Raw genomic sequence first — 25,013 nt, forward strand, 5'->3', positions numbered from 1 at the left:
TCACGGCAGATTGCCGTCGCCGCTGCACTCCCGCTGCCGCTCTTCGTTCATCTCGATCAGGATCTCAAAGATGCTCCGGACGGCGACCGGGTCGATACGGCTCTCGACGGCGTAGGTGAAGACCCGGTCGAGGACCGCCTTCCGTTGCGCTTCGTCGCGGATGGGAAGGTCGTTCTCCTGCTTGAAGCGGGCGATCCGCGCCGCCAGCCTCTGCCGCTGTGCGATGAGGTCGATGATCCGTTCATCGATCTCGCGGATATCGTTCCTGACGGCATCGAGTGTCATACTATATGGTAGGCCGCGGCCGGGGAATAAATCTGACGGGCCCACCCGGGGAGAAAGATATTACCCTGCCGAAACAAACCTGGTACCGGAATGCTGCAACGTTTACCGCTGCGCGAGCGCCGGGATCTCCTGATCGCGTGGCTTGCCATATCGGTCGCCTTCACCCTGATCTACATCCGGGGCGGGGTGGACCCCTTCGGGCTCGTCTTCTTCTTCGTGATGTCCCTCGTCACGGTGGGGGTCGCCTTCGTCCTCCACGAGCTGGCGCACAAGTTCGCCGCCATGCGCTACGGCTACTGGGCCGAGTTCCAGAAGGACAACCAGATGCTCCTCGTCGCCGTGGTGATGGCGGCGCTCGTCGGGGTCGTCTTTGCGGCGCCAGGGGCGACCTACGTCTACGGGAACGCGACGAAGGCCGAGAACGGGCGGATATCGGCGGCAGGACCGCTCACGAACCTGATCCTCTGCATACCCTTCGCGGCGCTGATGCTCCTCTCCGGCGGCGGGCTCATCGGGCTCGTGGGTCTCGTCGGGCTCCGGGTCAACGCGATGATCGCGGCCTTCAATATGCTCCCGATCAGCGTGCTGGATGGGCGCAAGGTCCTCGCCTGGAACCCGGTCGTCTTCGCCGTCCTCATGGCCGCCTCCGCCGGGCTCCTCTTCTGGTCCCTCCTCTGAGGGATCGGCCCAACTGTCTTCAGGCCTTTTTCAGTGAGAACCGAAACGCTGCGCCGCATTCCGGCCGGCCTGGCACCCGGTCGCCGATCCTGACCCGTCCGCCGTAGCGCTCGACAAGCATCCGGGTGATATAGAGGCCGAGGCCCTGGCCGCTCATTTTGCCCCGGTGCGGCCCAAAGCGCATGAATACGGCCTCTTTCATATCGTCGGGAATCCCGGGCCCGGTATCCTCGACGACGACCACGACGTCGCCGCCCTGCTCCTCTGCCCGGATCGTGATCTCGACCGCCGGCCCGCCGAACTTCACCGCGTTCCCGATCAGGTTCGTGAAGACCTCGGAGAGGAGCGCGTCGGCCGTGACCGTGAGACCCGTGCTGCTATACGTGAACCGGATCTCCGGGAACATCCCGATCTCTTCCCGGATTACACCATCGAGGTCGACCGGCCCGAGCACTGCCGACTCCTGGTGGATCCGGCGGATCGTCGAGACGTTTCTTAAGATCTCGATGCTCTTCCTGATGCTCGCCTGGAGTTTCCGGGCATACCCCTTCGCCTCCCCCTCGAGCGTCTCAACGAGAAGGTCGGCGTAGAGGGCCGAGACGTTCCCGGCGTTCCGGACGTCATGGCCGAGGATGTCGAGGTAGAGGTTCGCCTCCCGCTCGGCCACCTCGAGTTGCTGGATCAGCATGGTGCGCTCGACGGAGGTGCCGATCTCTCTCCCTATGGCTGTGAGAAGGGAACGGTCGGCTTCGGTGAGCCGGTCGCCGCCCCCCGTCACCACGTTCAGGGCCCCGATGATCCTGTCGTGCGCCAGAATCGGGATGCTGGCGTAAGGGTGCGGTGTCCCGTCGCTCTCTCCCGGGTAGCGGAGGTCCGGATGATCGTCGTAGAACCTGGACTCTCCTGCAACCAGCACATCCGCATAGGGCACAACGGTGATGTCCGGGATGCATGGCTGCGCGGGGAAGTCTTCCGGCAGCCCGTATGTACAGACGAGTCTCGCCCTCCGTCTTCCGGGCTCGACCAGGTAGATGCCGCCGCCCGCAAGGTCAAGGAGGGCGAGGGTCGCCGAAAGCACGCTCTCCAGCATCTCGTCGATATCCGTCGCGGACGTTGATACCCCGATGATCTGGTTTAAGATCGAGAGTGCCCGGTTATGGGCCTGGATTTCTGCTTCGGCCAGTTTCTGGCTGGTGATATCGTTGAGCGAGGCGGTGATGCAGATAGGAACTCCATCGCTGCCTCTGACCAGAGTCCCGGAAAACATGGCGTAGAACGTCCTTCCGTCCCGCCTTCTTCCAATTCGTTCGCCGGTGTGCCTGCCGGTGCGGACGACTTTCTGGAGCGTAGTTATGGCGTCCTCCTCGCTCTGCCAGAGTTCCGTGACCCGCTTGCCGATAACCTCGGTTGGAGAGTCGTAGCCCCACGTGGTGAGAAACGCCTGGTTAACATAGGTCATGCGGCCGTCGAGGTCGGTGATAGTGAACGCGCTTGAAGATGACGCTATTGCCATATCCCGGATCTGGAGTTCCCGTTCGGTCTCCTTCCGCCTGGTGATGTCGATCCCCGACCCCATCGTGCAGAGCGGCTTCCCCGCCTCATCGGTGACGGGGGAGAGGGCAAGCTGCATGAGGAAGGTCGATCCGTCCCGCCGCCGGCCTTCCACCTCCCCCACCCAGGTGCCGCCCTGGTGAAACGTCTCTACGACTCGCTCTGCCTCCACAGGGTCGGCCCAGAGCACCGTGGCAGGCTGTCCGAGAATATCGTCTTCCCGCTCCCACCCGTGCATGGAAAGGAAGGCACGGTTGACGTATATGATCCTCCCGTCAGGACCGGTGAGAGAGATAGCGTCGAGAGACGACGCTATCGCCATATCCTTTATCCGGAGTTCCTGTTCGGCCCGTTTCTGTGCGGTCACGTCGCGAAGGGAGCAGAGCGTCCCGGTGATCCGCCCGGAATCGTCGTTCAAAGTGCTGAGGGTCTCGTCGATGAATATGGCCTCCCCGTCTCTCTTCTGGTGGAGTACAACGCCACGCCAGGTCCCGGAGGATTCAAGGGCGCTCGCTGCATCGCCTTCATCGCCCGGGCGGAGCCATTCGCAGGCGAAGAGTTCCGATCCGGGCCGGCCGAGAGCCTCATTCCGGGTGACGCCGTAGAGCCGTTCTGCAGCCAGGTTCATGTAGGTGATCCGCCCCTCCGTATCGGCCGCGATCACCGCCTCCTCCACCTGCGAGAGCACCCGGGCCTGGAACCGGAGTTGCTCCTCCGCCCGCTTCCGGTCGGAGACGTCGCGACTGATCCCGAACAGCCGCCGGACGGTCCCGTCGCTTCCCCGCATCGGGATGAGGCGTGTCTCAAGCCAGACTCCCCCGCCGCTCCCGGGTACCAGGGTTTCCTCGGTGAAGATTGCTCTGCCCCTCTCCGCTGCAACGCGGAGCATGGAGAGCCACCTCCTGGCAACGGTCGGCGGGAAGAGCTCCCTGACATTCTCCCCCCGGAGGCTCTCCGACTCCGCGCCGAGCATGCGGCCGCCCGAGCTGTTCACGTAGAGCACTTTTCCCTCCACGCCGACGAGGAAGATGACGTCCGGCGCCCCCTCCGCAAGCGTCCGGTAACGTTCCTCGCTCTCGCGGAGCGCCTCCTTCGTGCGCCTCTCCTCGGTGATGTCGATGGCGGTGGCCATGATGCAGACCGGATTTCCGGACTCATCAATGACAATGTTCGCGGTGATATGGGCGATAAACTCTGCCCCGTCGATCCTGCGGCCGACCAGTTCCCCGGTGCACCGACCCCGCTCCGTAAGTGTACGGAGAATCTCCCTGACCTTTCCCTGTTCTACCCAGGGCTCTGAAAGATGCGTCCCGATCACCTCGGCGGGGTCAGTGAACCCGCCCATCGCGAGCAGCGCCTGGTTGGCATAGATGAGGTACCCGTCGAGATCGGCGATAGCGATGGCAGCAAACGATGATTCCATCGCCATCTTCCGAATCAGCAGTTCCCGCTCGGCCTTCTTCCTCTCCGTGATGTCGGTATGCGTCCCTGCGATGCGGGCCGGCATGCCATTCTCGTCACGCCTGACCACACGGAGCCGGTCGAGGATGTGGATCCACTCTCCGGATGCTGAACGTGCCCGAAACTCCATCTCGCAGTGCTCGCGCCGACCGGCGGCGAGGTCGGCGAGGACCGCTTCCACGCGGCCGCGGTCCTCCGGGTGGACGAGGGCGAGAACCGCGGGGATCGTGGGCACAAACGCATCCGGCTCGTAGTCGAGCATCGAGAAACTCCGGGGGCTGTAATAGATTGTGCCGGTACGGACGTCCCAGTCGACCAGCCCGTCGTTTGCCGCCGAAAGCGCAAAGTTCAGCCGCTCTTCGCTCTCCTGCAGCGCCTGTTCCGCACGTCTCCGCTCGGTCACGTCGAGGAGCGACATCACCGAACGATTCGTTCCCGGTATCAGGCCGATGGTGGCCTCGACGATGTGAGGGACGCCTGAGCGGTCGGTGAACGTGAAGGAGTAGTTCTTCGGTGCGGCACCGGGGACCCTCCGCCTGAGGGCATGGTATCCCATGATCCGTTCCCGTTCCCCATCTGAGGCGATAAAATCGGTGAGCCGCCTTATGCCGACGATCTCTCCACGGGAGTGGCCTGAGAGGCCCTCGAACTCCGTGTTCGCCACCAGGATGGTGCCGTCGCCCTCGATAAGGATCGTCGCCGTCCCGGTATACTCGACGATTGCCTCGTAGTCCTTCGTCCCGTTGGGAGGCTCCCGGAACCGGAGCACCCAGCCTTTCCCGTCCGGGATCTTCCGGCCCGCGCAGAGGCACCGCCGCTCCCTTCCGTCCGGGGCATGGAGCCGGCACTCGAACTCCGGGATCTCGTCCCCGGCCGCCGCCCGGATCCTTCCGGCGGCCTCATCGGGGACCTCTCCGGGTTCGCCCCCGGTGAGCCGGCGGAAAGCTGTGTTCGCCCGGACGACGGTGAGGTCGTCGCCGACGAGGAGGATCCCGAGGTCGATCACATCGAGTATCCGGTACTCCGGCGGTATCGTGTAGGGGTCCTGCGGCGGCTGGACGGGGGTCACATACGGGTCCTTCCACGCTCTCGAAGAGCGCTCTTTCCTGCTACAGGAAGTGACTACTATCAGCGTGTATTAAACAGTTCCGGTATTCTATCAGAGAAAGCAAAGGTGATTTGCCGAATCTATGCCGGCGTGGAACTCCTGCCCCGGATCGATAAGAGAAACCCGTTGAAACGTGCTCCCGGGGGAGAGGCGGTCAGGGTCCGGAATCCCCGGCCGCCTGCATCTCCCGGAGGAGGGCGACCACGCTTCGCCCCTTCTCTCTTGCCTCCAAAAGTGCGGTGGGGTGCCCCGCAATCCCCCCGTAACGGTCCATGTCGTTCGCGATGACGTTGTCCCAGTACTCGAACCCGGTGGTGTTGAAGAACGCAATGACTGCCGGGAACGCCGCATCGAAGACGTTATCCCAGCCGAGCCCCGCGGTCGAGACAAAGATCCCCTTGTGGTGCCGGAGATGCTCGTCCGTGAAGAAGAGGTTCTTCAGGATGAACTTGCGCGCCCAGAGGTACTGAGCCCGGTCGATAAGCCCCTTCGCTTCCGCCGTGATCCCCATCGAGTAGATGGGGGAGGCGAGGACCAGGACGTCGGCGACAGCGATCTTCTCAAACAGTGCCGTGAGGTCGTCTTCGATGATGCAGGCCCCGGTCTTGTGGCAGGCGTTGCACCCCCGGCACGAGGCGTAGTCGAGCGACCGGAGGACGACCTTCTCCACCTCGGCCCCCGCCTCGCGGGCGCCCTCGAGCACGGCGTCGAGCAGGGTCTCAGTGTTCCCGTGCCGCCGAGGGCTCCCGGAGATCCCGAGGACTTTTATGGTCACGCCACCCCCACCCCCCGCAGGTGCGCGGCGACCTCCCGTGCGAGAGCCTCCGCATCGGCCTTCGCGGTCGGGTGGCGGCCGATCGCGCCCTTCTCGTCGACGCTGTTCACCATAAGGTAGCGGAGGTCCTTGCTACGGACGTCGGCGACGGTAAAGAAGCACTTCACCGACGGGATCGCCGCGTCGAAGACGTAATCCCAGTTCTGCCCGGCGGTCGAGAGGAAGACCCCGACCCGCTTCCCCTTCCGCTCCGGCGCCGCGACCGGGAGGTGGAGGACGTACTTCCGGGAGCGGAAGAGTTGCGCCCGGTCGACCAGCGCCTTCGCCTGTGCCGGGAGCCCCATGCAGTAGATCGGGGCGGAAAGGACGATGCAGTCGGCCGCGACGATCCGGTCATAGACGTAGTCCATGTAATCCCGCTGGACGCACCGGTTGAGCGTCTCGCAGAGGTTGCACCCGCGGCACGGCCGGATATCGGCCTCGGTGACGGCGATCTTCTCGGTCACGGCCCCCTCCTCCGCCATCGCCGCGAGCACCCAGTCGAGGAGGGTCTCGGAGTTGCCATGGCGGCGGGGCGATGTCGCAAACGCGAGGACGTCGATGGTCATACAGGAAGTATTGTCCGGTCAGAGGCTAAAAAAGTACAGGTTAGAGGTTCTTGAAGCAGAGGTACCAGTCTTTGCACTCGTAGCCTTCCTTCATTCGCTTCTCGATCTCTTCGGGGGTCTTCGGCGCCGGGACGATCACCTTCTCGCCGGGCTGCCAGTTTGCCGGCGTCGCGACGCCGTGCTTATCGGAGGTCTGGAGGGCCTTCGTGACCCTGACAATCTCGGGCATGGAACGGCCATTGGACATCGGGTAGTAGAGCATGGCACGCATGATCCCCTTGTCATCGATGAAGAAGACCGTCCTGATGGTGGATGTGCTGCTCTGGCCGGGGTGGAGCATCCCGTAGGTTTTGGCGACCTTCATGTCGAGGTCAGCGATGACCGGGAACGGGATCTCGACGCCCATCTTCTCCTTGATGTTCCTGACCCAGGCAAGGTGCGAGTGGACGCTGTCGATCGAGAGGCCGACGAGCTGGACGTTCAGCTCCTTGAGTTCGTCGGCGATCCCGGCAAACGCCATGAACTCCGTGGTGCAGACCGGCGTGAAGTCGGCCGGGTGGGAGAAGAGGATGACCCACTTCCCCTTGAGGTCCGAGAGTTTCAGACGTCCGTGGGTGGTCAGGGCGTCAAACTCCGGTGCTTTCTCGCCGATGATCGGCATCTGGATTATCTCTTCAGGTCCCATATTCTCACTTCCGCGGGCGGTTGCCCATGTACTCCTCGAGGGCGGTCTTGCCGTGGACGTAGGCCGGCATCCCCGAGAGCAGGAACGCGACCCTGAGCCCTTCCTCGATCTCCTCCTTCGATACGCCGAGGTTCTTGGCACCGGCCATCTGCGCCCGGACAGCGTGCCCGTCCCGGAGTGCGGCGGCAATCGCGATCGCAATGACCTTCTTCGTCTGCCTGGAGAGGGCACCGTCGGCCCAGATCATCTGGTCGAGCCCCATGACGCTGCCGTAGAGGTCGGGATCGGTCTCTTTCAGCTCTTTGAAGATCTCGGGCACTTTCCCGATCTTCTCTTCGAGTTTCTTCTCCCCCATTCCCATCACTCCTCAAGCACCATCGGCTCGCCGCAGCAGACCAGTTCTCCGCCGCCGGCTTCCAGCACCTGGACCACGTTTCCGCAGATCTCGCAATGGTAGACCTGCCCTTTTGCTGATACGTTCACCATTCCATCTCACCTCATATCTCTATTTCTTCCTTTCCGGGGGGTTCATGACGTCTTCCGGTGTCTTGATGTCCGGCCGGATGTGGGTCATCGGGAAGCAGTTGTACATCTCGCAGGCGCAGGTCGGGCACTTGACGAGGTCCGCATCGGTGCTGTCGATCCGGACTTCCCGCCCGCAGTCGATACAGATAAACCGGCCGGGGCCCGGTTTCTCTCCTGCCTTTGCTGTCTTGCTGGTTCCTGGTTCAACCACAGAAAATCACCAGACTGTTACTATCTTTTCAAGGTATTTAGCAGTTAGCACCCCGGCAGGAACAGGTCCGGCCGGGGTATCCGGTTATCCGGGCCCGCACCGGAGGGGCCCGAACCCTATTAATAGGGCCGTGAACAACCCTGCATCATGACGAAGACGGTTATCGCGCTGCTCGGGAGCCCGATCCTCGACGGGAACACCGCCAGCCTCCTGGACGAGGCTATCCGGGGCGTGGAGGAGGAGGGGGTCCGGGTTGAGAAGATCGAGGTCGCGCATATGGACGTCCTGCCCTGCATGGAGTTCTTCCAGTGCAAAGAGAGCGATACCTGCCTGATCCAGGACGAGATGACGGAGGTCTTCCGGAAGTTCCGGAAGATGGACGGCCTGATCGTGGCGACCCCGGTGATGACGATGGGCGTTCCCGGGAGGCTCAAGTCGTTCATCGATCGGTTCCAGGTCTTTTACATGGCAAAATATCACCGGGGGGAGCCGTTCATCTCCCGTGAGCGGCGAAAGGAGCGTAAGATGCTCTTTATATCCATCGCGGGGATGAATGTCCCGAACGTCTTCGATGGGGTCAGGATGACCATGCAGGCCTTTGGGGAGATCATCGACTGCCCCCTCTGGGCCGAGGTGCTCCAGAACGACATGGACACCGTCCAGGATATCACGACACGGCCGGAGGTGATGGAGGCGGCGTACCGGGAGGGCCGCGAACTCGGGCAGCTCCTACGGTGATCCATCGGGCTCGATATGGACGACGACCTCCACGAATTCCGGCACCGCCTTTTTGAGCCGTCGCTCCACCTCATCGGAGATCGCGTGGGCTCCGGCGACGGAGAGAGCCGGGTCGACGGTGATGTGGATGTCGGCGAAGATCTCGCCGGGGTTCCCCCGGCACCGGAACTCGTGGTACCCGGCCACGCCGGGGGTGTCCGTCACCACCGCCCGGATGAGCGTCGGGTCGCAGGGGAGGTCCATTGCGTCGGTGAGGACCTGTGCGGCGTCGTAGAGGATCGAAAGCCCCATCCTCGCGATGAGGAGGGCGATGGCGAAGGCGATGAGCGGGTCGGCCGCCGGGAACCCGAGCCTGATGGCCAGGAACCCCCCGAGGACGGCGATCGAGACGAAGACGTCGCTCCTGGTGTGCTGGGAGTCGGCGACCAAGATCTGGCTCTGGTACTCCTCGCCGCGCCGACGCTCGTAGGTGGATACGATGATGTTGATGATGAGCGTGACAACCATCACCGCGACGGTGACTGCGGTGATGTCGGGGACGACCGGGTTGATGAGCCGCTGGTAGCCCTCGTAGAAGATCCCTCCTGCGGTCAGGAGGAGCATCGCTCCGATGATCTGGGTCCCGAGGGTCTCGATCTTGCCGTGGCCGTAGGGGTGCTTCGGGTCGGGCGGTCTCCCGGCGAAGTAGAGGGCGATTATGCCGACGATGTTCGAGAAGGAGTCGAACCCCGAGTGGATGGCGTCGGCCACCATGCTCACCGACCCGGCGAGAATGCCGAAGACTGCTTTTGCGACCGCGACGGCGATATTCAGCCCGAGGACGATGAGAAAGACCCGCTGCACCCGGGCTCGCACCTCCTGGCCGGTCGGATCACCCTGCATACCAGGTGGTGGTGTTCCACCGGGATAGGGTTTCCGGCGATGAAGGTGAAAGGTTTAATAAGGCCCTTTCCGATATGATTCATCTATGCCGACTGATGAGAACGCTCAGAACGCGTATGCCGGGGAAGCCCAGGCGAACAGGAAGTACTCAGTCTTTGCCGAGAAAGCAGCCGCCGAGGGCTACCCGACGGTAGGGAAACTCTTCCGGGCGGCGAGCGAGGCGGAAGCCATCCACGCAAAGCGCCTCCTCTTCATCATGAACGCCGTCGGGAGCACCGAGGAGAACCTCAAGGGTGCGATGGAGGGAGAGAACCACGAATTCATGGAGATGTACCCCCCGTTCGTCGCCGAAGCGAAGAAGGAGCGGAAGAACGAGGCCGCGATCGTCTTTACCCATGCCATGAAGGCCGAAGAGGTGCACGCGAACCTCTACCTCCAGGCGCTTGAGTCCGTCCGGGAAGGGAAAGACCTCGACGTGGGGGCGATCTACCTCTGTCCGGTCTGCGGCAACATCGAGATCGGGGTAGCGCCGGAGAAGTGCCCGATCTGTGGGGTTCCGGCGCGGATGTTCCGCGAGATCCAGTGACCCCTCTTTTTTTCGTCTCTTCGCCGGAGAGATCGGCCTCCCCCATAACATAAATAGGCCTCCTGAGATACTCATTCTCCATGGCAGGCGTGAAGGTCTATACGACACAGAGCTGCCCCTACTGCCGGATGGTCGAGGCGTTCCTCAAGAGGCACGGCGTCGAGTACGAGCACATCGACGTCGGGAAGGACCGCGAGGCTGCGCGGGAGATGATCCGGGTCTCGGGGCAGCGGGGGGTGCCGGTCACCATCGTCGGCGATGAGGTGATCGTCGGGTTCGACGCAAAACGGCTCCGGGAAATCTTCGAGGCACCGGCGATGGGGATGGTCTATGATGTGGTCATCGTGGGCGCCGGGCCGGCCGGGTTGACGGCTGCAGTCTACTGTGCGAGGAAACAGATGAGAACCGTCGTCGTCTCGGAGGACATCGGCGGCCAGGCGACCTGGAGCTGGAATATCGAGAATTACATGGGGTTTTCGATGATCACGGGCGAGGACCTGATGCACAAGTTCGAGGAGCAGGTTCGGGCATTCAGGATCGCCGTCGAACTTGATGCCATCCGGAGCATCCGGAAGGAGGAGAACACCTTCCTCGTCCAGACGGCCTCGGAGAACACCTTCCACTGCCGGACGGTCATCCTCGCTCCCGGGAAGAAGCCGCGCACCCTCGGGATCCCGGGCGAGGAACGGTTGCTGGGAAAGGGCATCTCGGTATGCGCGACCTGCGACGCTCCGCTCTTCCAGGACAGGCCGGTCGCCGTCGTCGGCGGCGGAAACGCGGCATTCGAGACCGCCATCGAGATGACGAAGATCGCGAGTTCCGTGACGTTGATCGCCCGGAGCGCCTTCCGGTGTGACGATGTCTACGTCAGCCGGGTCGAGAATTTGGGTGTGAAGATCCTCCCCCACCACGAGGTGACGGCGCTCCGTGGCGAGACGCTTCTCTCCGGGATCACGGTCCGCGACCGCGAGACCGGGGAGGAGACGGATCTCAACGTCGAGGGGCTCTTCCTCTCGATCGGGCTTTCGCCGAACACGACGTTCCTCGGGGATCTGGTTGCGTTGAACGAGCACCGCGAGATCCTCATCGACGAGAACGGGCACACGAACGTTCCCGGGATCTTTGCGGCCGGGGACGCGACCTGCGTCAAAGCCAAGCAGATCATCGTCGCGGCCGGCGATGGGGCGAAGGCCGCGCTCGAGGCGCACGAGTATCTCGAACGCGTCACGGGCGAGCAGACCGAAGGGCAGGCCGTCTGCAGGTGAGGGGCTACACCCGGGTGCCTTCCGCCAGCGCCTGAAGGATGAACAGGTTCTCCTTCCGGATCTGGTCGGCAAACTCGTCGTCGGTGTAGCAGAGCGGTTCGACCGGGAGGTTGGTGGCCCTCGATCACACGGATAATTCGGAAAATTCAGAATAATCAGAAAAATAGATATGCTGTCGCCGACAACCCTGATCCGGTGAGCCGTATGGTACCCACGAGTGATGAGCGGAGTTCCTCCTGCTCCGGGGTCTGCACGATCGAGGCGGTCGTGAGCATCGACGCACGAGGGCAGGTGGTGCTCCCGAAGGATATCCGCGAGCGTGCGGGGTTTGCTCCCGGCGACCGGCTTGCGGTCGTCTTCTGGGGGGAGAAAGGGGACGTCTGCTGTATCACGCTGATCAAGGCGAGCCACTTCAATGGAATGATAACGACGCTGCTCTCTCCCATGGCCGAGGAGCTCGCAGGCAGAGGAGAACAGGACTGACCAGGAGTTATCGCGATGAAGAAAGAAGAGATTCACAAACAGGTGCGCACCGCCTACGGGCAGGTTGCCCGGCAGGGCGGGTGCGGGTGCAGCACCGGGTGCTGCGGCACCGGTATGACGGCAGAATCGGTGAGCCTCGGGCTCGGCTACTCGGAGGAAGACCTCGCACAGGTGCCGGAGGGCGCGAACCTGGGGCTCGGGTGCGGCAATCCGGTGGCGCTCGCCTCCCTCCGGGAGGGCGAGGTCGTCCTCGATCTGGGGTCGGGGGCGGGGTTCGACTCCTTCCTTGCGGCGGAACGGGTCGGCCCGACGGGCCGTGTCATCGGGGTCGACATGACGCCCGATATGCTTGATAAGGCCCGGGAGAACGCAAAACGGGGCGGCCGCACAAACGTGGAGTTCCGCCTCGGCGAGATCGAGCACCTGCCGGTGGCGGACGCCTCGGTCGACGTGGTCATCTCGAACTGCGTCATCAACCTCTCCCCCGATAAACCGCAGGTCTTTCGAGAGGCGTTCCGGGCCCTCCGCCCCGGCGGGAGGCTCATGGTCTCCGACATCGTGCTCGCGGCACCGCTCCCGGCAGAGGTCCGGGACTCGGCGCTCCTCTACAACAGTTGCGTTGCGGGAGCGCTGCCGAAGACCGAGTACCTCGGCCATATCGCCGGTGCGGGCTTCACAGAGGTCACGGTCCAGGGTGAGACGGTCTTCCCGATCGAGCACATCGTGAGCGAACCGGACCTCGCCGCGATCCTCGACGGCATCGCCCTCGATGAGGGCGGGAGGGCGTCGCTTAAGGAGAGCATCGTGAGTGTCAAGGTCGCCGCCAGGAGACCGGCGGGCTGCACCTGCGGCTGCGGCGGGACGCGGTAACCCGTTCCGTTTTTTCCCGGGATTACGTAGTGATTATCGTCATAATAATTATGACGATAATCATTACCCCGCCGCCGCCCGAAGACACCCTTATCTCTGAGAACGACGATTCCTCGCCATGGATCATCGGTCGAGGGCACTCGCGGTTCTCCTCTCCGGGGAGCGGGCCGGGTGATCGAGGAGCATCTCCGGGCGAGGCTGAACGGGATGCTCGCTCGGATCGCGGCCCTCGTCGCCCGGACCGGGGCGACCCCGAACACCCTCACCCTGCTCGGGTTCCTCGGGATGGCCGGTGCCGGCGTCCTCTGCGCCGCTGGATCGCTCTTTCTCGCTGGAGTCATGGTTGCCGCGTCGTGTGTCTTTGATGCGCTCGACGGGGCGCTTGCCCGGGTGACCGGCACCACCTCGGTCTTCGGCGCGTTTTTCGACTCATTCCTGGACCGCTACGCCGAGGCGGCGGTATACGCCGGGCTCCTAGTCCACTACGCGGGAGCAGGAGCGTCCTGGGGCGTCGAGGCCGCGTTCGCCGCCGCGATCGGGTCGCTGATGGTCAGTTACGCACGAGCCCGGGCCGAAGGGCTCGGGATTGCGTGCCGGGCCGGCCTCTTCGCCCGGCCGGAACGGCTCGCGGTCATCATCGCCGGCCTCGCCACCGGCTTCATCCTCCCGGCGCTCGTCCTCCTCGCGGTCGGCACGAACGCCACCGCGCTCCGCCGGCTCCTCGCTGTCCGGGGGGCGGCAGGTCCGGGCCCGTGATCAGGCCACTCACACCTCCGTCGTCCGGTCGAAGGGGATCTCGAAGGTCGCGACGCCGTAGTCGAGGACGCCCGATCCGCTCACCCGGAGCGTGATCGTCCCATCCGAGAGACCCCGGAGGAGCGCCTGGACAAGCCGCAGGTTATCGACGGTCACCGGGATCGAGACGGTGGTCGTCCCCCGCGGCCTGACGGAGAACCCTCCCCGTTCCCCGTGCGCGAGGAAGACCCATTGCCCGTCATCGAGGAAGAAGACGTCGAACGCGACCCGGTTCAGGGTGGCGCCGATGGGGTTGGGGTTCTCAATGGTGACCTGCAGCGAGAGGTCGACGCTTTGCAGGGTGATGTTCTCGACCGTGACATTTTCGACGGTGACGGTCGGCTCCTGGAGCAGGGGAGCCACACAACCGGCGCTGCAGAGCAGGACGGCGACGAAAATGATGATGGCGAGAGGCCTCATACCTGCCCCCGCACCCCAGGGTCGCTTCCATAGGAGAGCACCGGTTCGACGTGGGAAAACCTCCTGACGACGATGTTGTCGGCGTAGAAGTGGTGCGGGTCGCCGGAGTCCCACGCGGACGACCCGATCAGCGCGAAGTCGGTGAAGATCGTCTCGCCCGGGACCGGCGTTCCGTCGGCGAACCGGAGCGGCGCCTGCCCGAGGTGCTCACCGTCCACCCACGCGTCTTCGGTGGCGTTCTGTGTATCCAGGATGACTTTGACGTGGTACCAGGTATCGGTCTCTGCCCGGGCATCGGCGGAGAAGTTCCGGTGGATGCCGTCGTAGTGCTGCATGGAGCCGTTTCTGAGGTGGAAGGCGTAGAGCCGGTCGGTCCCGCTCCAGGCCTGGAGGTAGCCCGAGCCGCACCACTTCCCGAACTCGCTGACCCGGAAGTCCCCCTCGATGACGATGGGCCCGGCAGAGATGTTCGCAAGACAGACCCGGTTGTTCGCGAGGTGCCGGAGGTCGGGCTCGGAGACGTTGATATCCCCGGCGTATGCGCCGTCGCGGACGATCCCCGGCTGGACGACGGCGTTCTTCCCGGAGAACGACCACCGCGAGAGGTCGCCCCGCTCGTAGTCCTCAAAGAAGAGGAAGACGGCATCGGGGTCGCTTGCGTCCCGGGCCTCCGGGTTGCCGTAGAGCATGGTGATCGCGGTCGCCCCCGCCGGGAGGGCGAGCCAGATGCGGGCGTGAGCGCCGTCCGTGACGTTCTCCGTCCAGTGGGGAATGGCGGCCCCGTTCCTGTCCACGAACCGGATATCGGCGAAGTCCGGCCGCATTCCCGGGAGGTGGGTGGCGTTGAAGGCGACCGCAAGCCCGTCGACCCCGGAGGGGTTCGCGACCGAGATCGCCTGCTCTTGGGCGAAGTTTTCGGGGGCGAGAGCGGACGTGACGTTTGCAAGAGGCGCCGGGACGGCCCCCGCGGGGGCGATGAGGAGCAGCACGACGGCTCCCCCGATGAGAAAAATCCAGCCGTTATCCATGGTGGCGCTTCCATACATCCCCGACCTATATCCATGTAGCGGCTTCCCGCACCCCAATGCTGATGTTCTCCGGGGATGCACGGTATACGATCATTCCGTGAACGGCACCGTCGTAATCATCGGAGGAGGCCCCGCCGGGCTCTTCTGCGCTCTCCGGACAGCAGGGGAAGGGCGGAACGTAGTCCTCTTCGAGAAGAAACCTGCACCGGGGCGAAAACTCCTGGTCGCGGGGTCGGGGCAGTGCAACATCACCCACGACGGGGAGATCACCGGTTTCCTCACCCACTACGGCGACCACGGGACGTTCCTCCGGCCCGCGCTGATGAACTTCACGAACCGGGACCTCATCGCCTTCTTTGCCGCCCGCGGCCTGCCGATGAAGGCCGAGCCCGGGGGGAAAATCTTCCCGGAGACCCGACGGTCCGCCGATGTCCTCGCTGTCCTCCTCGCAGAATGCGCCGCCCGCGGGGTGGATCTCCGGTGCGGCGAACCGGTTCGGACCGTGGAGCGGGAGAGCGACGGGTTTGTCATCCGGACGGAGAAGGCGGCCGTCCGGGCCGGGGTGCTCGTCATCGCCACCGGCGGGGCCTCTTACCCCGCTACCGGCTCGACCGGGGACGGCTACGCCTTCGCCCGGGCCCTCGGGCAGCCGGTCACGGAGGTTGCCCCGGCGCTTGCCCCGGTCTATGTCGAGGCGTATTCGTTTGCCGATCTTGCCGGGATATCCTTTGCGAATCTCGCCCTCACCGTCTACCGGGGCGGAAAGCGCGTCCGCCGGCAGACCGGCGACCTCCTCTTCACGCACACCGGCCTCTCGGGCCCGGGGATACTCGACCTCTCCCGCTTCATCCTCCCGGGCGACGAGATCCGGGTCACGTTCCTCTCCGGGATGAATGCAGAGGAGGTGCGAGAGCGCGTCGCGGGCGCGGTCGCGGCGGGCGGTCCCCGGCAGGTGAAGACCGTCCTCGCCGACCTCCCCCTCCCGGAGCGGTTCGTCCGGCGGCTGCTCGAGATCGCCGGGGTCCCGCCGGGGGAGACCGCTGCCCGGCTCCCGAAGAAGGCCCGGAACGCCATCACCGCCTCCCTCGCGGAGTTCCCGTTCACCGTGGCCCGGCTCGGGGGGTTCGATGAGGCGATGGCGACGAGGGGCGGGGTCGCCCTCGAGGGGATCAACCCGAAGACGATGGGATCAAAGACCGTCGAAGGTCTCTACTGCATCGGCGAGGTGCTCGATATCGACGGCGATACCGGGGGTTACAACATCCAGGCCGCCTTCTCCACCGCGGCGCTCGCCGCACGACATATCGCCGGCCCCCACACGTCCCGGTGACCGGGATCGTCCTGCACCTCTCCCAGGATACCGGCCCCTTACCGGGACCTCCATTCCTGGGGGGCTCCTTGCCGTGCTCTCCCACGGTGTCCCCACAATACGATATATCTCCCTGATAACCGCTCGTGACAAAATGGATACTCTGATATATTTTAGGTTGCATTAAAATATATTGAGATAGCAGCGTGATTTGGAGCATTTTTCAGGCGATCTTTCTCCTCTCCGTCCTCCTCGCCCAGGGACACCTGGTCTACGACGGCGGATCCGGCGACCCCGGTCTCAGCGCAATCCCGGAGGCTTCGTTCGAACAGTTTGCCGCCCTCGCTACGCCCACCGCGGACCCCTCTCCCGACGCTCTCCTTGATCGGGTGGACCGGGCGACGTTTGCCCACGTCGACGGCACCCCCCGCCTCTTCCCGGTGGGCCTCAACGCGACCCTCACGAGCGGGGTGGGGGACTGCACCGACCTTGCGCTTCTCAGGGTGGAGGTCCTCCGGGAGAACGGCATCCCCGCCCGGCCGGTCCACGGTCTGATGGTCTGGGACACAGAGACGTTCCGGACCGACGCTCTCCACGTGGAGGTCTTCGGGAAGGGTATCGCCGTCCACGACTGGGTCGAGCTCGGGGACGGCCGGACGATGGGCGCCTATGAAGGCGTCCCCGGGATCCGGTGCATCAAGACCGGCAACGGGGTCTGCCTCCAGCCGGTCTTTGAAGCGCTCGGCTACCTGTCAACTACCCCCGATTGAAGTCGGGGGCATGATACCATGAGTGGCACCATGCTCTTTACAGGCTTGCGATTCAACCTCTCCCCTGGTGTCAGGGGAGCAGACCGCAATAGGCCGGTTGACGGCGGCCCTGGCAGCAATGTTTCTGGCTGCATTCAGATCAGCGTTCTCCGTATGCCCGCAGGCGCGGCAGCAGAACGCTGCCTGGGTCTGACGGTTGTCAGGGTGGACGAACCCACAGGCACTGCACTGCTGGCTCGTGTACGCCCCGTTGATGACCTGCACCAGAACCCCGGCCCGGCGGGCCTTGTACTCGATGAAGGATCGGAGTTGATGGAACGCCCACTTATGATGTCGCTCGCGCTGGTCATGTCTAACCGTGGTCCGCAGGAGGATGCCCTTGAGGTCTTCCAGGGCGATCCCCCGCTTCGTGCCCTGTGCCGCGCAAACGATCCGCTTGCTGATGATGTGGTTGGTATTGGTCTTAAATCGGCGTTCTCTTCCGGAGATCGTTCGCAGTCTCCGCTTGGCTGACTTCGTACCCTTCTTCTGGAGAACTCCCTTGTGTCTGCCGTACCGCTGTCGCACCTTCTCGGTGGTGTCACTGGAGAAGGTTACTCCGTCGCTCGGGGTGGCGATGTTCACCACCCCGAGATCGACCCCGAGGTACTCGGAGGGTTTGGCAGGTTCAATGTCCGGTGTCTCCACAGTCGCGTAGAGCCAGAACGCCCCGTCCCGGTAGATGAGATCCGTCTGCTTGACGGTCGCGACCGCCGGGAAGTAGTCGGGCCTGCTGTACCGGAGTTTGATCCGGCCGTCCAGTGTCCAGATGCTCACCCGGTTCCGGCCGAGGGAGAGCACCCGGGCGTCGTAGCAGATGGCTCCATGCTTCCGGAACCAGATCTCGGTGAGGATCTTCAGGGGTTTACCGAGAGCGGCCAGAACCTTGTTCTGCTCCCGGATGGCTTCCTGAGTGCTCCGGTAACTCCCGGCAACCTTGCGGATGGCAAGTTGCGTCATCTGGGCAGAGAGCCCGAAGGTCTCGCGGATCTGATAATACAGCCGGTTCTGCAGACTGATGTTGGAGAACTGCTTCTCAGAATAGGCAACCGGTGAGATGGCGTTGCAGGCGGCGTTGTACCGTTCCATCGTGGCGAACAGCATCCGCCGCTCGTCAGGAGACGCAACCAACCGCAACTTCGTCACCGATTGCATACACTTATTCGGTAGGGGCTTCCCCGGCATAAAGAAGAGCCGCGCGCGGCGAAAGTGGATTGGGCTCTACAGAGGGCCGATTCCTCCCTCGACTGAAGTCAAGGAGCTCCTCGACCCACGATCCTGAGTGCCGCCCGGAAAGATTCAATACCGGGCGCACCAAACGGGCAGTATGAGCTTCTTCACCGCGCTCCTTGCCCTGATCCTGGTCATCGTCGTCGCGTATGTCCTCTATAAACTGGTCAAGAGCGTGACCGGCCTCATCATCAACGCCGTCGTGGGCGTGATCCTGCTCTGGCTCATCAACCTCCTCAACCTGATGAGCCTCGTTGGGAGGCCCGATATCCCGATCAACCTGATCACCGTCCTGATCTGCGCGATCGGCGGGGTCTTCGGCGTCTTGATCACGGTGGTGCTGCACCTCCTCGGGATACCGCTGACGCTGTGAGAGGCACCGGCCTACCCGGGCCCCGCTTACACGGCCGGCATGGGAGCCTTCGCGATCGTCCGGGCGAACTCCTCGATCGTCCGGTCGATACGCCCGGCATCGACGTCGCTCTCAATTGTGGTTGCTGACGAAACGAACCGCATCCCCTTTGCTTCGAGCGCCTTCCTCACGATCGCGATGGCGTTCTCGCCTCCCGATCCTCCCATCTCAGCGAGGACCGAGAAGGGTTTTCCCCGGCCGTTCGTGACCCGGGAGAGGTACTCGTTGACATAGGGCGGAATCTTCCGCGACCAGACCGGGGTTGCGACGACCAGATGATCGACGTCGGCCAGATCCGCCTGCACCGGCTGAATCGGTGCCCGCATTCCAAGCATCGACATCATTCCTTTCCTGAACATCCCTACCTCAGAGACCGGCCTGATCTCGGCAAGCCCGGCCCCCACTCGCTCCGCGAGCGCCGCTGCCACCTTCTCCGTATGCCCCTGCCAGGAGTAGTACACGACGAGTATCATCACGTTCACCTCGCATGGGTTGTCTATGCTCCTCCCATATAGGCCTGGTGACCGTGGCACGGAACGTTCATATCTCCAGCGCCGACAAGATCAAGGCATGCAGGAGTACAGCCCCGGGATCCTCGGCGAGGTCCGGTTCGCCCGCCAGGACGGCGGCTACTATGTGCAGCTCTACAGTCAGGAAGGAACACCCGTCGGCAAAACCGGGCTCTGGAGGAGCGAGGCGAAGGCACGCGAGGCGGCCCGGCGGCTTGCGGAGAAGCTGGCCGGGGAGTGAGCGCTCCTCACCGGATCTTTGGGTGCTTCTCAGCGTAGCGGACGAGGCCGGCGATGCACCGGTTGTGCGGCGCCGCGATGCCGTGGCGCTCACCGAGGCGCGCGACGTAGCCGTTCAAGAGGTCGATCTCCGTCCGGCGGCCCAGCTGGAGGTCGTAGTACATGGACGGGTAGACTCTGGCGAAGTCGGGCACCTGCACTGAGAAGAGGTGGGCGAGGTAGTCGTCGGCGGTTGCCCAGGGGAGGTGCACCCCTTCGGCGCCGGCGACAGCGAAGGTCTCGCGGATGAGGGCTGCGACGGTCTCCCGGATCTCCTCATGGGCGGCGACCTCGACCGGGGCCGCGAGGAGGGCGCAGAGCGGGTTCACCGCGATGTTGAGGAGGGCCTTCGCCCACTTCCCCGACCGGATATCGGCGTCCGCCTCGACCGGGATGCCGGCGGACCGGATGATGCCGATCAGCCGGTCGCGGGCGGTGCCGTCGCCGGACCAGACCCCGAGGCGCATCGGGGCGCTCTCGCTCAGCACCCGGACGTGCCCCGGACCCACGACCGAGAAGTTCGTCGTCACGGTCCCGCCGATGACGGTATCGGTGTACTCCGCAATGATCTCCTCGTTCCCGATCCCGTTCTGGAGGCTTGCCGTCGGCCGACCCCGGATGATACCGGCATACTCCTCGCAGACTGCCCGGGTGTCGGTGCCCTTCGCGGTGATGATGATGAAGTCGACCAGAGGGGGGACCTCCCCCGGCCCGGAGATGGGGGCAACCCCGCCGACGGTGCCGTTCCCCCAGACGCCCTCCATAACAAGGCCCCGGTCCCGGACCGCGCCGGCGTGCACCGGCCGGCATGCCGCATAGACCCTCGCCACCCCCGAAAGCCTCCCGGCAAGCGAGAGGCCGACCCCCCCTGCGCCGAGGATCAGGATGACCGGGCGTTGTAACGTTTCCATTCTCTCAAATACTTCTTCGACGCGGGAGACGATAAGGGCAAGCCCGGCCGAGCCGGAGACGGCGATATGGGCAGACGTGCTCAACCAGCTCCTCACCCCGGGGCTGCCACCGATCGTCCGACTCCGGATCACCGCGATCGCCTGATGAGCGTCGTTTCCGGGAAGGACAGTTGCGAACGCTTTTCTTATCAGGTGCCAAGTATTCGTACCTGATGAAGCACGTTACGAAGGCCGACGGCAGCCTGCAGGCGTTCGACCCGGGGAGGGTGCGGCGGACCCTTCGGAAGATGGGTCTTGACGAGGAGGATGCCGACCGGATCGCCGGCGAGATCGAGGAGGAGGTGCCGGATGGGGTCAGGACCTCCGCGGTCCTCCGGATGATCCGCACCCGGGCCCGGACCGTCCGCCCCGCCGTCAGCCACCGGACCAACCTCCGGCGGGCGCTCGCCCTCATCCCCCCAAAACCGGAGTTCGAGGAGTTCGTGCGGGTCCTCCTCCGGGAGCACGGCTACCAGGTAATGGCCGGGTGCGTTCTTGCTGGCCGGTGCGGGGAGCATGAGGTGGACGCGATCGCGGAGAAAGACGGCACCACCATCTTCGTCGAGGTGAAGCACCACGCGAGCCATCACCGGATGACGGGCCTCGACGAAGGGCGGATCGCCCGGGCGATCATCGAGGACCTCCAGGAGGGGTTCCGGTCGGGAAGGTGCACCGTCTCGATCGACGGCGCCCTGATCGTCTGCAACACCAAACTCTCGGAGCACGCAAAGCGTTACGCGACCTGCCGGGGGATCGGGCATATCGGGTGGGATTACCCCGAGGACTGCAACCTCCGGACGATGATCGAGGATACCGGGTCCTACCCGGTCACCATCGTCGGCGGGGTGAGCCGGTCGGTTGCCACCCGGCTTGCTGCCGTCGGGATCCTCACGGCAAAACAGGTCGCGTACGGCGATACTGCGGCCATCGCCGGCGATTCAGGTGTCTCCCTCCGGGAGGTGCTGCTGATCGCCGGGCGGGCACGCGCGATCCTTGAACCGTGACGGTCAGGCGGACCCGTTGATGGTCCGGAGTTGCCCGGGGGTCGGGTTGATCAGGACAATCTCGGGCTGGCAGTTGAACCGGAGGTCCACCCCGGCCAGGTCTGCGCTGCAGACCCCGCGGGAGATATAGGTCGGCGTCCCGTTCGTCTCGAACATGCCCGCGAGCTCGATGACGCCGTAGTCGTTCAACTGCGTCACGACCGGGAAGAGGAACTGGCCGCCGTGGGTGTGGCCGGCGAGGATGAGGTCGGCGTCCCAGTCAGCCCGGCAGGATGGTTCGTGGATGAGATAGATGGTGAATGCGTCCGTCTTCGGCACGTCGGGCGGGTCCGCCATCCCGGCCCAGCCGTCATCGACCCCGACGATGACGACCTCTTTGCCCCCGGCGGAGACCTGAACGTAATCGTTCCTGAGGACGTGGACGCCGTTCTCCTCCAGCGTCGCGGCGAGGGCGTCGGCGAACGCGGTGTCGGCGGAGCCGTCGTTCAAGGCAGTGAGATCATACCCGGCGGCAGTGGCGTTGACCGAGGTCTGGACGGCAAGCATCCTCTCGATACCTGCCATGCCGTCGGTCCCCACCCGGTAGTCGTGGTTCCCGAGGACGGCGTAGGTCGGGGCATCGAGCGACCGCCACACCTCCTGGGCGGTGAAGTCCGACTCCTCGCCGGTGGCGAAGTCGCCGCCGATCAGGACGATCGAGGGGTCTAACCGGTTGACCTCGGCGATCACCTCCCGGACGTGATCGATGTTGGACGGCTGGACATGGGGGTCGGTGATGTAGACGATGCCTTCGGGCGCTCCGTCGATCGTGAGGACGGTCACGTCGACGGCCCGTGCTTCCCAGACCATGTAGCCGGTCATGGACGGGAGCAGGATGAGCATGAATAATGCCAGGTGTCGGGCGTCCGGGGCCTTCAGAGTCACTGTATTTTATTCTCCCCAATGAATATTAATACGATCCGACGGGTCGGCACCGGTCAGGTCACCGGCCATGAACCTGATCGACCGGTTCGCCCATGATATCGGCCGGTGCCGCACCGGAGGACGGCTCGGTAAAGAACCGGACAAAGCGATGTCCCTCCTCACGTGAAAGGGCGATAGCGGCAAGGCCGGCCACGATCACCGCTCCGGCCAGGTCCATGATCAGGTCGACCATGGTGTCCGTGTTCCCGTGCTGGAGGTCGGTGCCGAAGACCTCGTCGGCCACGAACTCGTAGATCTCCCATAACGTCCCCGCCGCCAGCGTGGTGCTCACGATGAAGATGATCGCGATCGGCACCGTCAACCGGACCTCCCCCCGGTGCTCGGCGAGAGCCGCGATGAAGAAGGCGATGAGCGCGACGGTTGCCGAGGAGACGAGGTGGGCCAGTTTGTCGTAGTAGGGCGCGAGGCTGATATAATAACCGCCGACGTGTCCCATGACATGAATGTAGAGGGAGACGGCGACGAGGAGGTTGATCTCCCAGGGCAGGCAGAGGCGCATGTTCCGTGTCATGAGGGCCGGCGTCATCGTCAGGAGGAAGGCGAGGCCTGCCGAGAACCCGAGGAAGTACTCGCCCGCGGTGATGCTGGAGGCTGCAGCAAGGAGGATGAGCCCCTGGATGACGTAGGTGATGTAGATTCCGCGCGATGGGGCCGGGCACGTCATGGGTCTTCTGAGTAGTGATCCCGTGCATCATACATAACCATCCCGGTGGCGGTCGCGGGTGATCGTCGGTGGGATACCGGACCGAACGGGCGGGACCCGACCGCTACCGTCGCCGCCGCGCTCTCCGGGAGAATAGTTGATAAGTCAGCAGGTGTATAAATTGGACACGCAAAGGACCAACTACTCTGGCATATGGGGTTGATGATCTGACGGATGCTACGAAGCGCAAACCTGAATCCAATGGAGCACCGGGAGAAGAGGAGATTATCCGCGTGCGCCTGCCAAACAAGAGGAACCGGGAGATGTTCGCAAGCGCCGAACTGATGCTCGGGGCAAATCATATCAGGATCCGCTGTGTCGACGGGGTAACCCGCACCGGGCGGATCAAGGGCAAGATCAAGAAGAAGGTCTGGATACGGGAGGGGGATGTTCTGGTCGTCGTCCCCTGGAGTTTCCAGGACGAGAAGTGCGATATCGTCTACCGCTACACGCGACCCCAGGTGGAGTGGCTCCGGAAGAACCGGTATCTCTGATACTCTTTTTTTGCAACGTCGCCTCTCAGTTCATGCAGCAAAAGCGGGGCTGAGGGCGGGGTGTCCTCTCCTGCGTGGGTGATGGATTCAAAAAAAAGATTAAATGCCGTGGATTTTAATTTTGTATTCTTTCACGACGAGTTTGTCGATGGGTCTTTCGGCGATAGTCCATGTATACTTGTTGAGGCCAATCTCATCCATCTCGAGCGTAGTCAAGTAGTTCCCCCACGCTGTGGCAAGGTTGTTTCCGGCACCCGGAATGTACTCTACCTGAATATCTCCGGTGGGCGTGTATGGTCGCGGTTCTGTGCTCTCCAGGCTCATCCTCATTGTCGTCATCCCCGACTTCGCCATCCGCTCGTCGGCGGTGATCTTCATGAGATAAATGACGAGCGTCTTCGTGGGCCTGTCGTAGAACCACCGGGGCTCCGCGAGCATCGCCGAACCCGTTGCATCCTCCTGGCGCGTCATCACCGCACCGTTCTCGAGGGTGATCACCTCGGTCCCGCGGTCGGAGCGGTAGACCAGTGCCCCCGGGGAGAAATCCAAAGGATCGTAACCAGGGATACTGATACTAAACGTTGGTGCCGACGGATCGGCGCCGATCACCGCAAGCGTCCCTCCGCTCACCTGGAGTGCCGTCTCCTTGTAGGGGACATTCTTGAAGCAGAGGCTCTTCATATCGTTCTGGATGACGATCATCGCCCGCTCCATGTTCTTCACGTCGGTGTTGCTCTGTTCCTTGACGAGCACCGGGTAGCCGTAGAGCGTGACCAGGCCGATGCCGCTGATGACGATCCCGAGGATCAGGATGAACCCGATCGCCTCGGAGACTGCTCGTTCATTCATCTTCACGGTTCTATACCCTCCTGAACCCGCTTGAGTTATACTGGATCATGTTCCATCCCGCGCCGGTGGTGTTGCCGATGACACCCTTCGTTGCCCCGATGCCGCCGATGGCAACCCTGCTCATGACATCGCCGGCCCGCACATCGATCGCCTGGCTCGCACCCGTCATCCCCACGTCCACGAAGTAGCCCCTCCCGGCAACATCGTCGGGGATGTCGAACTTCGTCTCGATGGTCCCGTTGCCGGGCGCGATGACGTAAAGGTCCACGATCCGGGTGCTGATGCCGTTCCCGATGTCGACGAAGGCGTGGTAGCGGAGTTTGTCCGCCGGCCCCTCCATGAAGGCGGCGTTGACGGTGAACATCATCACGATCATCAGCACGAGCAGCATGCCGCTGATGATGATGTACTCCATGAGCCGGGTGACCCCCTCCTCGTTCATCGGTTCAGTAGTACACGGTCTCATTGTATACCGTCACCCCGTTGTTGTAGTGGATATCGACCGGGTGGAGCTGGCGGCCGGAGAC

General features: G+C 63.8%; 31 protein-coding genes. 13 read left to right on the forward strand and 18 right to left on the reverse strand.

All coding sequences use genetic code 11. From position 1 onward, the window contains the following. Positions 1-285, reverse strand: coding sequence for a chorismate mutase (locus V6K60_RS12620; protein WP_332450876.1), 285 nt, complete (start codon positions 283-285; stop codon positions 1-3). 90 nt (positions 286-375) lie between these two features. Between V6K60_RS12620 and V6K60_RS12625 the strand changes: the two genes are divergently transcribed. Beyond that, positions 376-963, forward strand: coding sequence for a site-2 protease family protein (locus tag V6K60_RS12625; protein ID WP_332450877.1), 588 nt, complete (start codon positions 376-378; stop codon positions 961-963). 19 nt (positions 964-982) lie between these two features. Here the strand turns inward: V6K60_RS12625 and V6K60_RS12630 are convergent, their stop codons facing one another. The 7 genes from V6K60_RS12630 to V6K60_RS12660 form a co-directional block, all read right to left on the reverse strand. Further along, complete coding sequence (locus tag V6K60_RS12630; RefSeq protein ID WP_332450878.1) at positions 983-5,044, reverse strand: PAS domain S-box protein; 4,062 nt, start codon at positions 5,042-5,044, stop codon at positions 983-985. A 193-nt stretch (positions 5,045-5,237) separates the two neighbouring features. Then, the gene (locus tag V6K60_RS12635) at positions 5,238-5,858 is read right to left on the reverse strand and encodes a flavodoxin family protein (RefSeq protein ID WP_332450879.1); all 621 of its coding nucleotides are present in this window, start codon (positions 5,856-5,858) and stop codon (positions 5,238-5,240) included. Then, the gene (locus tag V6K60_RS12640; protein ID WP_332450880.1) at positions 5,855-6,466 is read right to left on the reverse strand and encodes a flavodoxin family protein; all 612 of its coding nucleotides are present in this window, start codon (positions 6,464-6,466) and stop codon (positions 5,855-5,857) included. Before V6K60_RS12640 ends, V6K60_RS12635 begins: the two co-directional genes overlap by 4 nt. A gap of 40 nt (positions 6,467-6,506) precedes the next feature. Further along, the gene (locus V6K60_RS12645) at positions 6,507-7,151 is read right to left on the reverse strand and encodes a peroxiredoxin (RefSeq protein ID WP_332450881.1); all 645 of its coding nucleotides are present in this window, start codon (positions 7,149-7,151) and stop codon (positions 6,507-6,509) included. Positions 7,152-7,155: 4 nt separating this feature from the next. Next, on the reverse strand, positions 7,156-7,506 hold the full coding sequence (locus V6K60_RS12650) for a carboxymuconolactone decarboxylase family protein (protein WP_332450910.1): 351 nt from the start codon (positions 7,504-7,506) through the stop codon (positions 7,156-7,158). A gap of 5 nt (positions 7,507-7,511) precedes the next feature. Then, positions 7,512-7,637 carry a desulfoferrodoxin FeS4 iron-binding domain-containing protein gene (locus V6K60_RS12655; protein ID WP_048183354.1) on the reverse strand — a complete coding sequence of 42 codons (126 nt, stop codon included), beginning with the start codon at positions 7,635-7,637 and terminating at the stop codon, positions 7,512-7,514. Between the two features lie 19 nt (positions 7,638-7,656). Next, positions 7,657-7,887 carry a zinc ribbon-containing protein gene (locus V6K60_RS12660; protein ID WP_332450882.1) on the reverse strand — a complete coding sequence of 77 codons (231 nt, stop codon included), beginning with the start codon at positions 7,885-7,887 and terminating at the stop codon, positions 7,657-7,659. 147 nt (positions 7,888-8,034) lie between these two features. Here V6K60_RS12660 and V6K60_RS12665 point away from each other — a divergent pair, with 147 nt between their 5' ends. Continuing rightward, entirely contained in the window at positions 8,035-8,625 is a 591-nt protein-coding gene (locus V6K60_RS12665) for a flavodoxin family protein (protein ID WP_332450883.1), read from the forward strand. On the opposite strand, the gene V6K60_RS12670 is transcribed toward V6K60_RS12665, so the two are convergent. Continuing rightward, positions 8,617-9,507 (reverse strand): cation diffusion facilitator family transporter, encoded by an 891-nt coding sequence (locus tag V6K60_RS12670; protein ID WP_332450884.1) that lies wholly within the window; start codon positions 9,505-9,507, stop codon positions 8,617-8,619. The genes V6K60_RS12665 and V6K60_RS12670 overlap by 9 nt on opposite strands. An 85-nt stretch (positions 9,508-9,592) precedes the next feature. Between V6K60_RS12670 and V6K60_RS12675 the strand changes: the two genes are divergently transcribed. From V6K60_RS12675 to V6K60_RS12695, 5 genes are all read left to right on the forward strand, one after another. Next, positions 9,593-10,093, forward strand: a complete 501-nt coding sequence (locus V6K60_RS12675; protein WP_332450885.1) for a rubrerythrin family protein — start codon at positions 9,593-9,595, stop codon at positions 10,091-10,093. A gap of 80 nt (positions 10,094-10,173) precedes the next feature. Continuing rightward, entirely contained in the window at positions 10,174-11,358 is a 1,185-nt protein-coding gene (locus tag V6K60_RS12680) for an FAD-dependent oxidoreductase (protein ID WP_332450886.1), read from the forward strand. Positions 11,359-11,562: 204 nt separating this feature from the next. Continuing rightward, the gene (hgcC, locus tag V6K60_RS12685) at positions 11,563-11,841 is read left to right on the forward strand and encodes an HgcAB-associated protein HgcC (protein WP_332450887.1); all 279 of its coding nucleotides are present in this window, start codon (positions 11,563-11,565) and stop codon (positions 11,839-11,841) included. A 15-nt stretch (positions 11,842-11,856) separates the two neighbouring features. Continuing rightward, a complete protein-coding gene (locus V6K60_RS12690) occupies positions 11,857-12,711 on the forward strand; it encodes an arsenite methyltransferase (RefSeq protein ID WP_332450888.1) in 855 nt (284 codons plus the stop codon). Positions 12,712-12,882: 171 nt separating this feature from the next. Next, a complete protein-coding gene (locus tag V6K60_RS12695) occupies positions 12,883-13,467 on the forward strand; it encodes a CDP-alcohol phosphatidyltransferase family protein (RefSeq protein ID WP_332450889.1) in 585 nt (194 codons plus the stop codon). A 9-nt stretch (positions 13,468-13,476) separates the two neighbouring features. Here the strand turns inward: V6K60_RS12695 and V6K60_RS12700 are convergent, their stop codons facing one another. Both V6K60_RS12700 and V6K60_RS12705 read right to left on the reverse strand, forming a co-directional pair. Then, entirely contained in the window at positions 13,477-13,926 is a 450-nt protein-coding gene (locus V6K60_RS12700) for an LEA type 2 family protein (RefSeq protein WP_332450890.1), read from the reverse strand. Beyond that, the gene (locus tag V6K60_RS12705; protein ID WP_332450891.1) at positions 13,923-14,954 is read right to left on the reverse strand and encodes a DUF2341 domain-containing protein; all 1,032 of its coding nucleotides are present in this window, start codon (positions 14,952-14,954) and stop codon (positions 13,923-13,925) included. The genes V6K60_RS12700 and V6K60_RS12705 overlap by 4 nt, the downstream gene beginning before the upstream one ends. 97 nt (positions 14,955-15,051) lie before the next feature. Here V6K60_RS12705 and V6K60_RS12710 point away from each other — a divergent pair, with 97 nt between their 5' ends. Then, entirely contained in the window at positions 15,052-16,284 is a 1,233-nt protein-coding gene (locus tag V6K60_RS12710; RefSeq protein WP_332450892.1) for an NAD(P)/FAD-dependent oxidoreductase, read from the forward strand. Positions 16,285-16,469: 185 nt separating this feature from the next. Further along, positions 16,470-17,033 (forward strand): transglutaminase-like domain-containing protein, encoded by a 564-nt coding sequence (locus V6K60_RS12715; RefSeq protein ID WP_332450893.1) that lies wholly within the window; start codon positions 16,470-16,472, stop codon positions 17,031-17,033. Here the strand turns inward: V6K60_RS12715 and V6K60_RS12720 are convergent. Continuing rightward, positions 17,016-18,227 (reverse strand): RNA-guided endonuclease InsQ/TnpB family protein, encoded by a 1,212-nt coding sequence (locus V6K60_RS12720; protein WP_332450894.1) that lies wholly within the window; start codon positions 18,225-18,227, stop codon positions 17,016-17,018. The two genes, V6K60_RS12715 and V6K60_RS12720, sit on opposite strands and share 18 nt — an antisense overlap. Before the next feature lie 172 nt (positions 18,228-18,399). On the opposite strand from V6K60_RS12720, the gene V6K60_RS12725 reads away from it, so the two are divergent. Continuing rightward, positions 18,400-18,675 (forward strand): pro-sigmaK processing inhibitor BofA family protein, encoded by a 276-nt coding sequence (locus V6K60_RS12725; protein ID WP_332450895.1) that lies wholly within the window; start codon positions 18,400-18,402, stop codon positions 18,673-18,675. Positions 18,676-18,701: 26 nt separating this feature from the next. Here V6K60_RS12725 and V6K60_RS12730 read toward each other — a convergent pair whose 3' ends face one another. Beyond that, entirely contained in the window at positions 18,702-19,187 is a 486-nt protein-coding gene (locus tag V6K60_RS12730) for a flavodoxin family protein (RefSeq protein WP_332450896.1), read from the reverse strand. A 97-nt stretch (positions 19,188-19,284) separates the two neighbouring features. Here V6K60_RS12730 and V6K60_RS12735 point away from each other — a divergent pair, with 97 nt between their 5' ends. After that, complete coding sequence (locus V6K60_RS12735) at positions 19,285-19,464, forward strand: hypothetical protein (RefSeq protein WP_332450897.1); 180 nt, start codon at positions 19,285-19,287, stop codon at positions 19,462-19,464. Positions 19,465-19,471: 7 nt separating this feature from the next. Here the strand turns inward: V6K60_RS12735 and V6K60_RS12740 are convergent, their stop codons facing one another. Continuing rightward, positions 19,472-20,497, reverse strand: coding sequence for a ketopantoate reductase family protein (locus V6K60_RS12740; RefSeq protein ID WP_332450898.1), 1,026 nt, complete (start codon positions 20,495-20,497; stop codon positions 19,472-19,474). Positions 20,498-20,625: 128 nt separating this feature from the next. Here V6K60_RS12740 and V6K60_RS12745 point away from each other — a divergent pair, with 128 nt between their 5' ends. Next, complete coding sequence (locus V6K60_RS12745) at positions 20,626-21,456, forward strand: restriction endonuclease (RefSeq protein ID WP_332450899.1); 831 nt, start codon at positions 20,626-20,628, stop codon at positions 21,454-21,456. Positions 21,457-21,459: 3 nt separating this feature from the next. On the opposite strand, the gene V6K60_RS12750 is transcribed toward V6K60_RS12745, so the two are convergent. Together V6K60_RS12750 and V6K60_RS12755 are read right to left on the reverse strand one after the other, a co-directional pair. Then, on the reverse strand, positions 21,460-22,380 hold the full coding sequence (locus V6K60_RS12750) for a metallophosphoesterase (protein ID WP_332450900.1): 921 nt from the start codon (positions 22,378-22,380) through the stop codon (positions 21,460-21,462). Positions 22,381-22,438: 58 nt separating this feature from the next. Beyond that, the gene (locus tag V6K60_RS12755; RefSeq protein ID WP_332450901.1) at positions 22,439-23,104 is read right to left on the reverse strand and encodes a hypothetical protein; all 666 of its coding nucleotides are present in this window, start codon (positions 23,102-23,104) and stop codon (positions 22,439-22,441) included. Between the two features lie 206 nt (positions 23,105-23,310). Here V6K60_RS12755 and eif1A point away from each other — a divergent pair, with 206 nt between their 5' ends. Further along, entirely contained in the window at positions 23,311-23,637 is a 327-nt protein-coding gene (gene eif1A / locus V6K60_RS12760) for a translation initiation factor eIF-1A (RefSeq protein ID WP_332450911.1), read from the forward strand. A 99-nt stretch (positions 23,638-23,736) separates the two neighbouring features. Here the strand turns inward: eif1A and V6K60_RS12765 are convergent, their stop codons facing one another. Both V6K60_RS12765 and V6K60_RS12770 read right to left on the reverse strand, forming a co-directional pair. Further along, positions 23,737-24,486, reverse strand: coding sequence for a DUF7289 family protein (locus tag V6K60_RS12765; protein WP_332450912.1), 750 nt, complete (start codon positions 24,484-24,486; stop codon positions 23,737-23,739). A gap of 10 nt (positions 24,487-24,496) precedes the next feature. Continuing rightward, positions 24,497-24,952, reverse strand: a complete 456-nt coding sequence (locus tag V6K60_RS12770; protein ID WP_332450902.1) for a hypothetical protein — start codon at positions 24,950-24,952, stop codon at positions 24,497-24,499. Positions 24,953-25,013 lie beyond the last annotated feature (61 nt).

It is taken from the genome of Methanoculleus sp. (assembly GCF_036677455.1).
GTDB lineage: Archaea > Halobacteriota > Methanomicrobia > Methanomicrobiales > Methanoculleaceae > Methanoculleus.

Excerpts from the sequence above, each read along its gene's own strand:
- V6K60_RS12650 (WP_332450910.1), bottom strand. The coding sequence starts at position 7,506 with ATGGGGGAGAAGAAACTCGAAGAGAAGATCGGGAAAGTGCCCGAGATC.
- V6K60_RS12700 (WP_332450890.1), bottom strand. The coding sequence starts at position 13,926 with ATGAGGCCTCTCGCCATCATCATTTTCGTCGCCGTCCTGCTCTGCAGC.
- V6K60_RS12765 (WP_332450912.1), bottom strand. The coding sequence starts at position 24,486 with ATGAATGAACGAGCAGTCTCCGAGGCGATCGGGTTCATCCTGATCCTC.
- hgcC (WP_332450887.1), top strand. The coding sequence starts at position 11,563 with ATGGTACCCACGAGTGATGAGCGGAGTTCCTCCTGCTCCGGGGTCTGC.
- V6K60_RS12745 (WP_332450899.1), top strand. The coding sequence starts at position 20,626 with ATGAAGCACGTTACGAAGGCCGACGGCAGCCTGCAGGCGTTCGACCCG.
- V6K60_RS12705 (WP_332450891.1), bottom strand. The coding sequence starts at position 14,954 with ATGGATAACGGCTGGATTTTTCTCATCGGGGGAGCCGTCGTGCTGCTC.
- V6K60_RS12725 (WP_332450895.1), top strand. The coding sequence starts at position 18,400 with ATGAGCTTCTTCACCGCGCTCCTTGCCCTGATCCTGGTCATCGTCGTC.
- V6K60_RS12730 (WP_332450896.1), bottom strand. The coding sequence starts at position 19,187 with ATGATACTCGTCGTGTACTACTCCTGGCAGGGGCATACGGAGAAGGTG.
- V6K60_RS12675 (WP_332450885.1), top strand. The coding sequence starts at position 9,593 with ATGCCGACTGATGAGAACGCTCAGAACGCGTATGCCGGGGAAGCCCAG.
- V6K60_RS12640 (WP_332450880.1), bottom strand. The coding sequence starts at position 6,466 with ATGACCATCGACGTCCTCGCGTTTGCGACATCGCCCCGCCGCCATGGC.
- V6K60_RS12620 (WP_332450876.1), bottom strand. The coding sequence starts at position 285 with ATGACACTCGATGCCGTCAGGAACGATATCCGCGAGATCGATGAACGG.
- V6K60_RS12665 (WP_332450883.1), top strand. The coding sequence starts at position 8,035 with ATGACGAAGACGGTTATCGCGCTGCTCGGGAGCCCGATCCTCGACGGG.
- V6K60_RS12625 (WP_332450877.1), top strand. The coding sequence starts at position 376 with ATGCTGCAACGTTTACCGCTGCGCGAGCGCCGGGATCTCCTGATCGCG.
- V6K60_RS12655 (WP_048183354.1), bottom strand. The coding sequence starts at position 7,637 with ATGGTGAACGTATCAGCAAAAGGGCAGGTCTACCATTGCGAGATCTGC.
- V6K60_RS12735 (WP_332450897.1), top strand. The coding sequence starts at position 19,285 with ATGCAGGAGTACAGCCCCGGGATCCTCGGCGAGGTCCGGTTCGCCCGC.
- V6K60_RS12690 (WP_332450888.1), top strand. The coding sequence starts at position 11,857 with ATGAAGAAAGAAGAGATTCACAAACAGGTGCGCACCGCCTACGGGCAG.
- V6K60_RS12720 (WP_332450894.1), bottom strand. The coding sequence starts at position 18,227 with ATGCAATCGGTGACGAAGTTGCGGTTGGTTGCGTCTCCTGACGAGCGG.
- V6K60_RS12755 (WP_332450901.1), bottom strand. The coding sequence starts at position 23,104 with ATGACGTGCCCGGCCCCATCGCGCGGAATCTACATCACCTACGTCATC.
- V6K60_RS12770 (WP_332450902.1), bottom strand. The coding sequence starts at position 24,952 with ATGAGACCGTGTACTACTGAACCGATGAACGAGGAGGGGGTCACCCGG.
- V6K60_RS12670 (WP_332450884.1), bottom strand. The coding sequence starts at position 9,507 with ATGCAGGGTGATCCGACCGGCCAGGAGGTGCGAGCCCGGGTGCAGCGG.
- V6K60_RS12680 (WP_332450886.1), top strand. The coding sequence starts at position 10,174 with ATGGCAGGCGTGAAGGTCTATACGACACAGAGCTGCCCCTACTGCCGG.
- V6K60_RS12645 (WP_332450881.1), bottom strand. The coding sequence starts at position 7,151 with ATGGGACCTGAAGAGATAATCCAGATGCCGATCATCGGCGAGAAAGCA.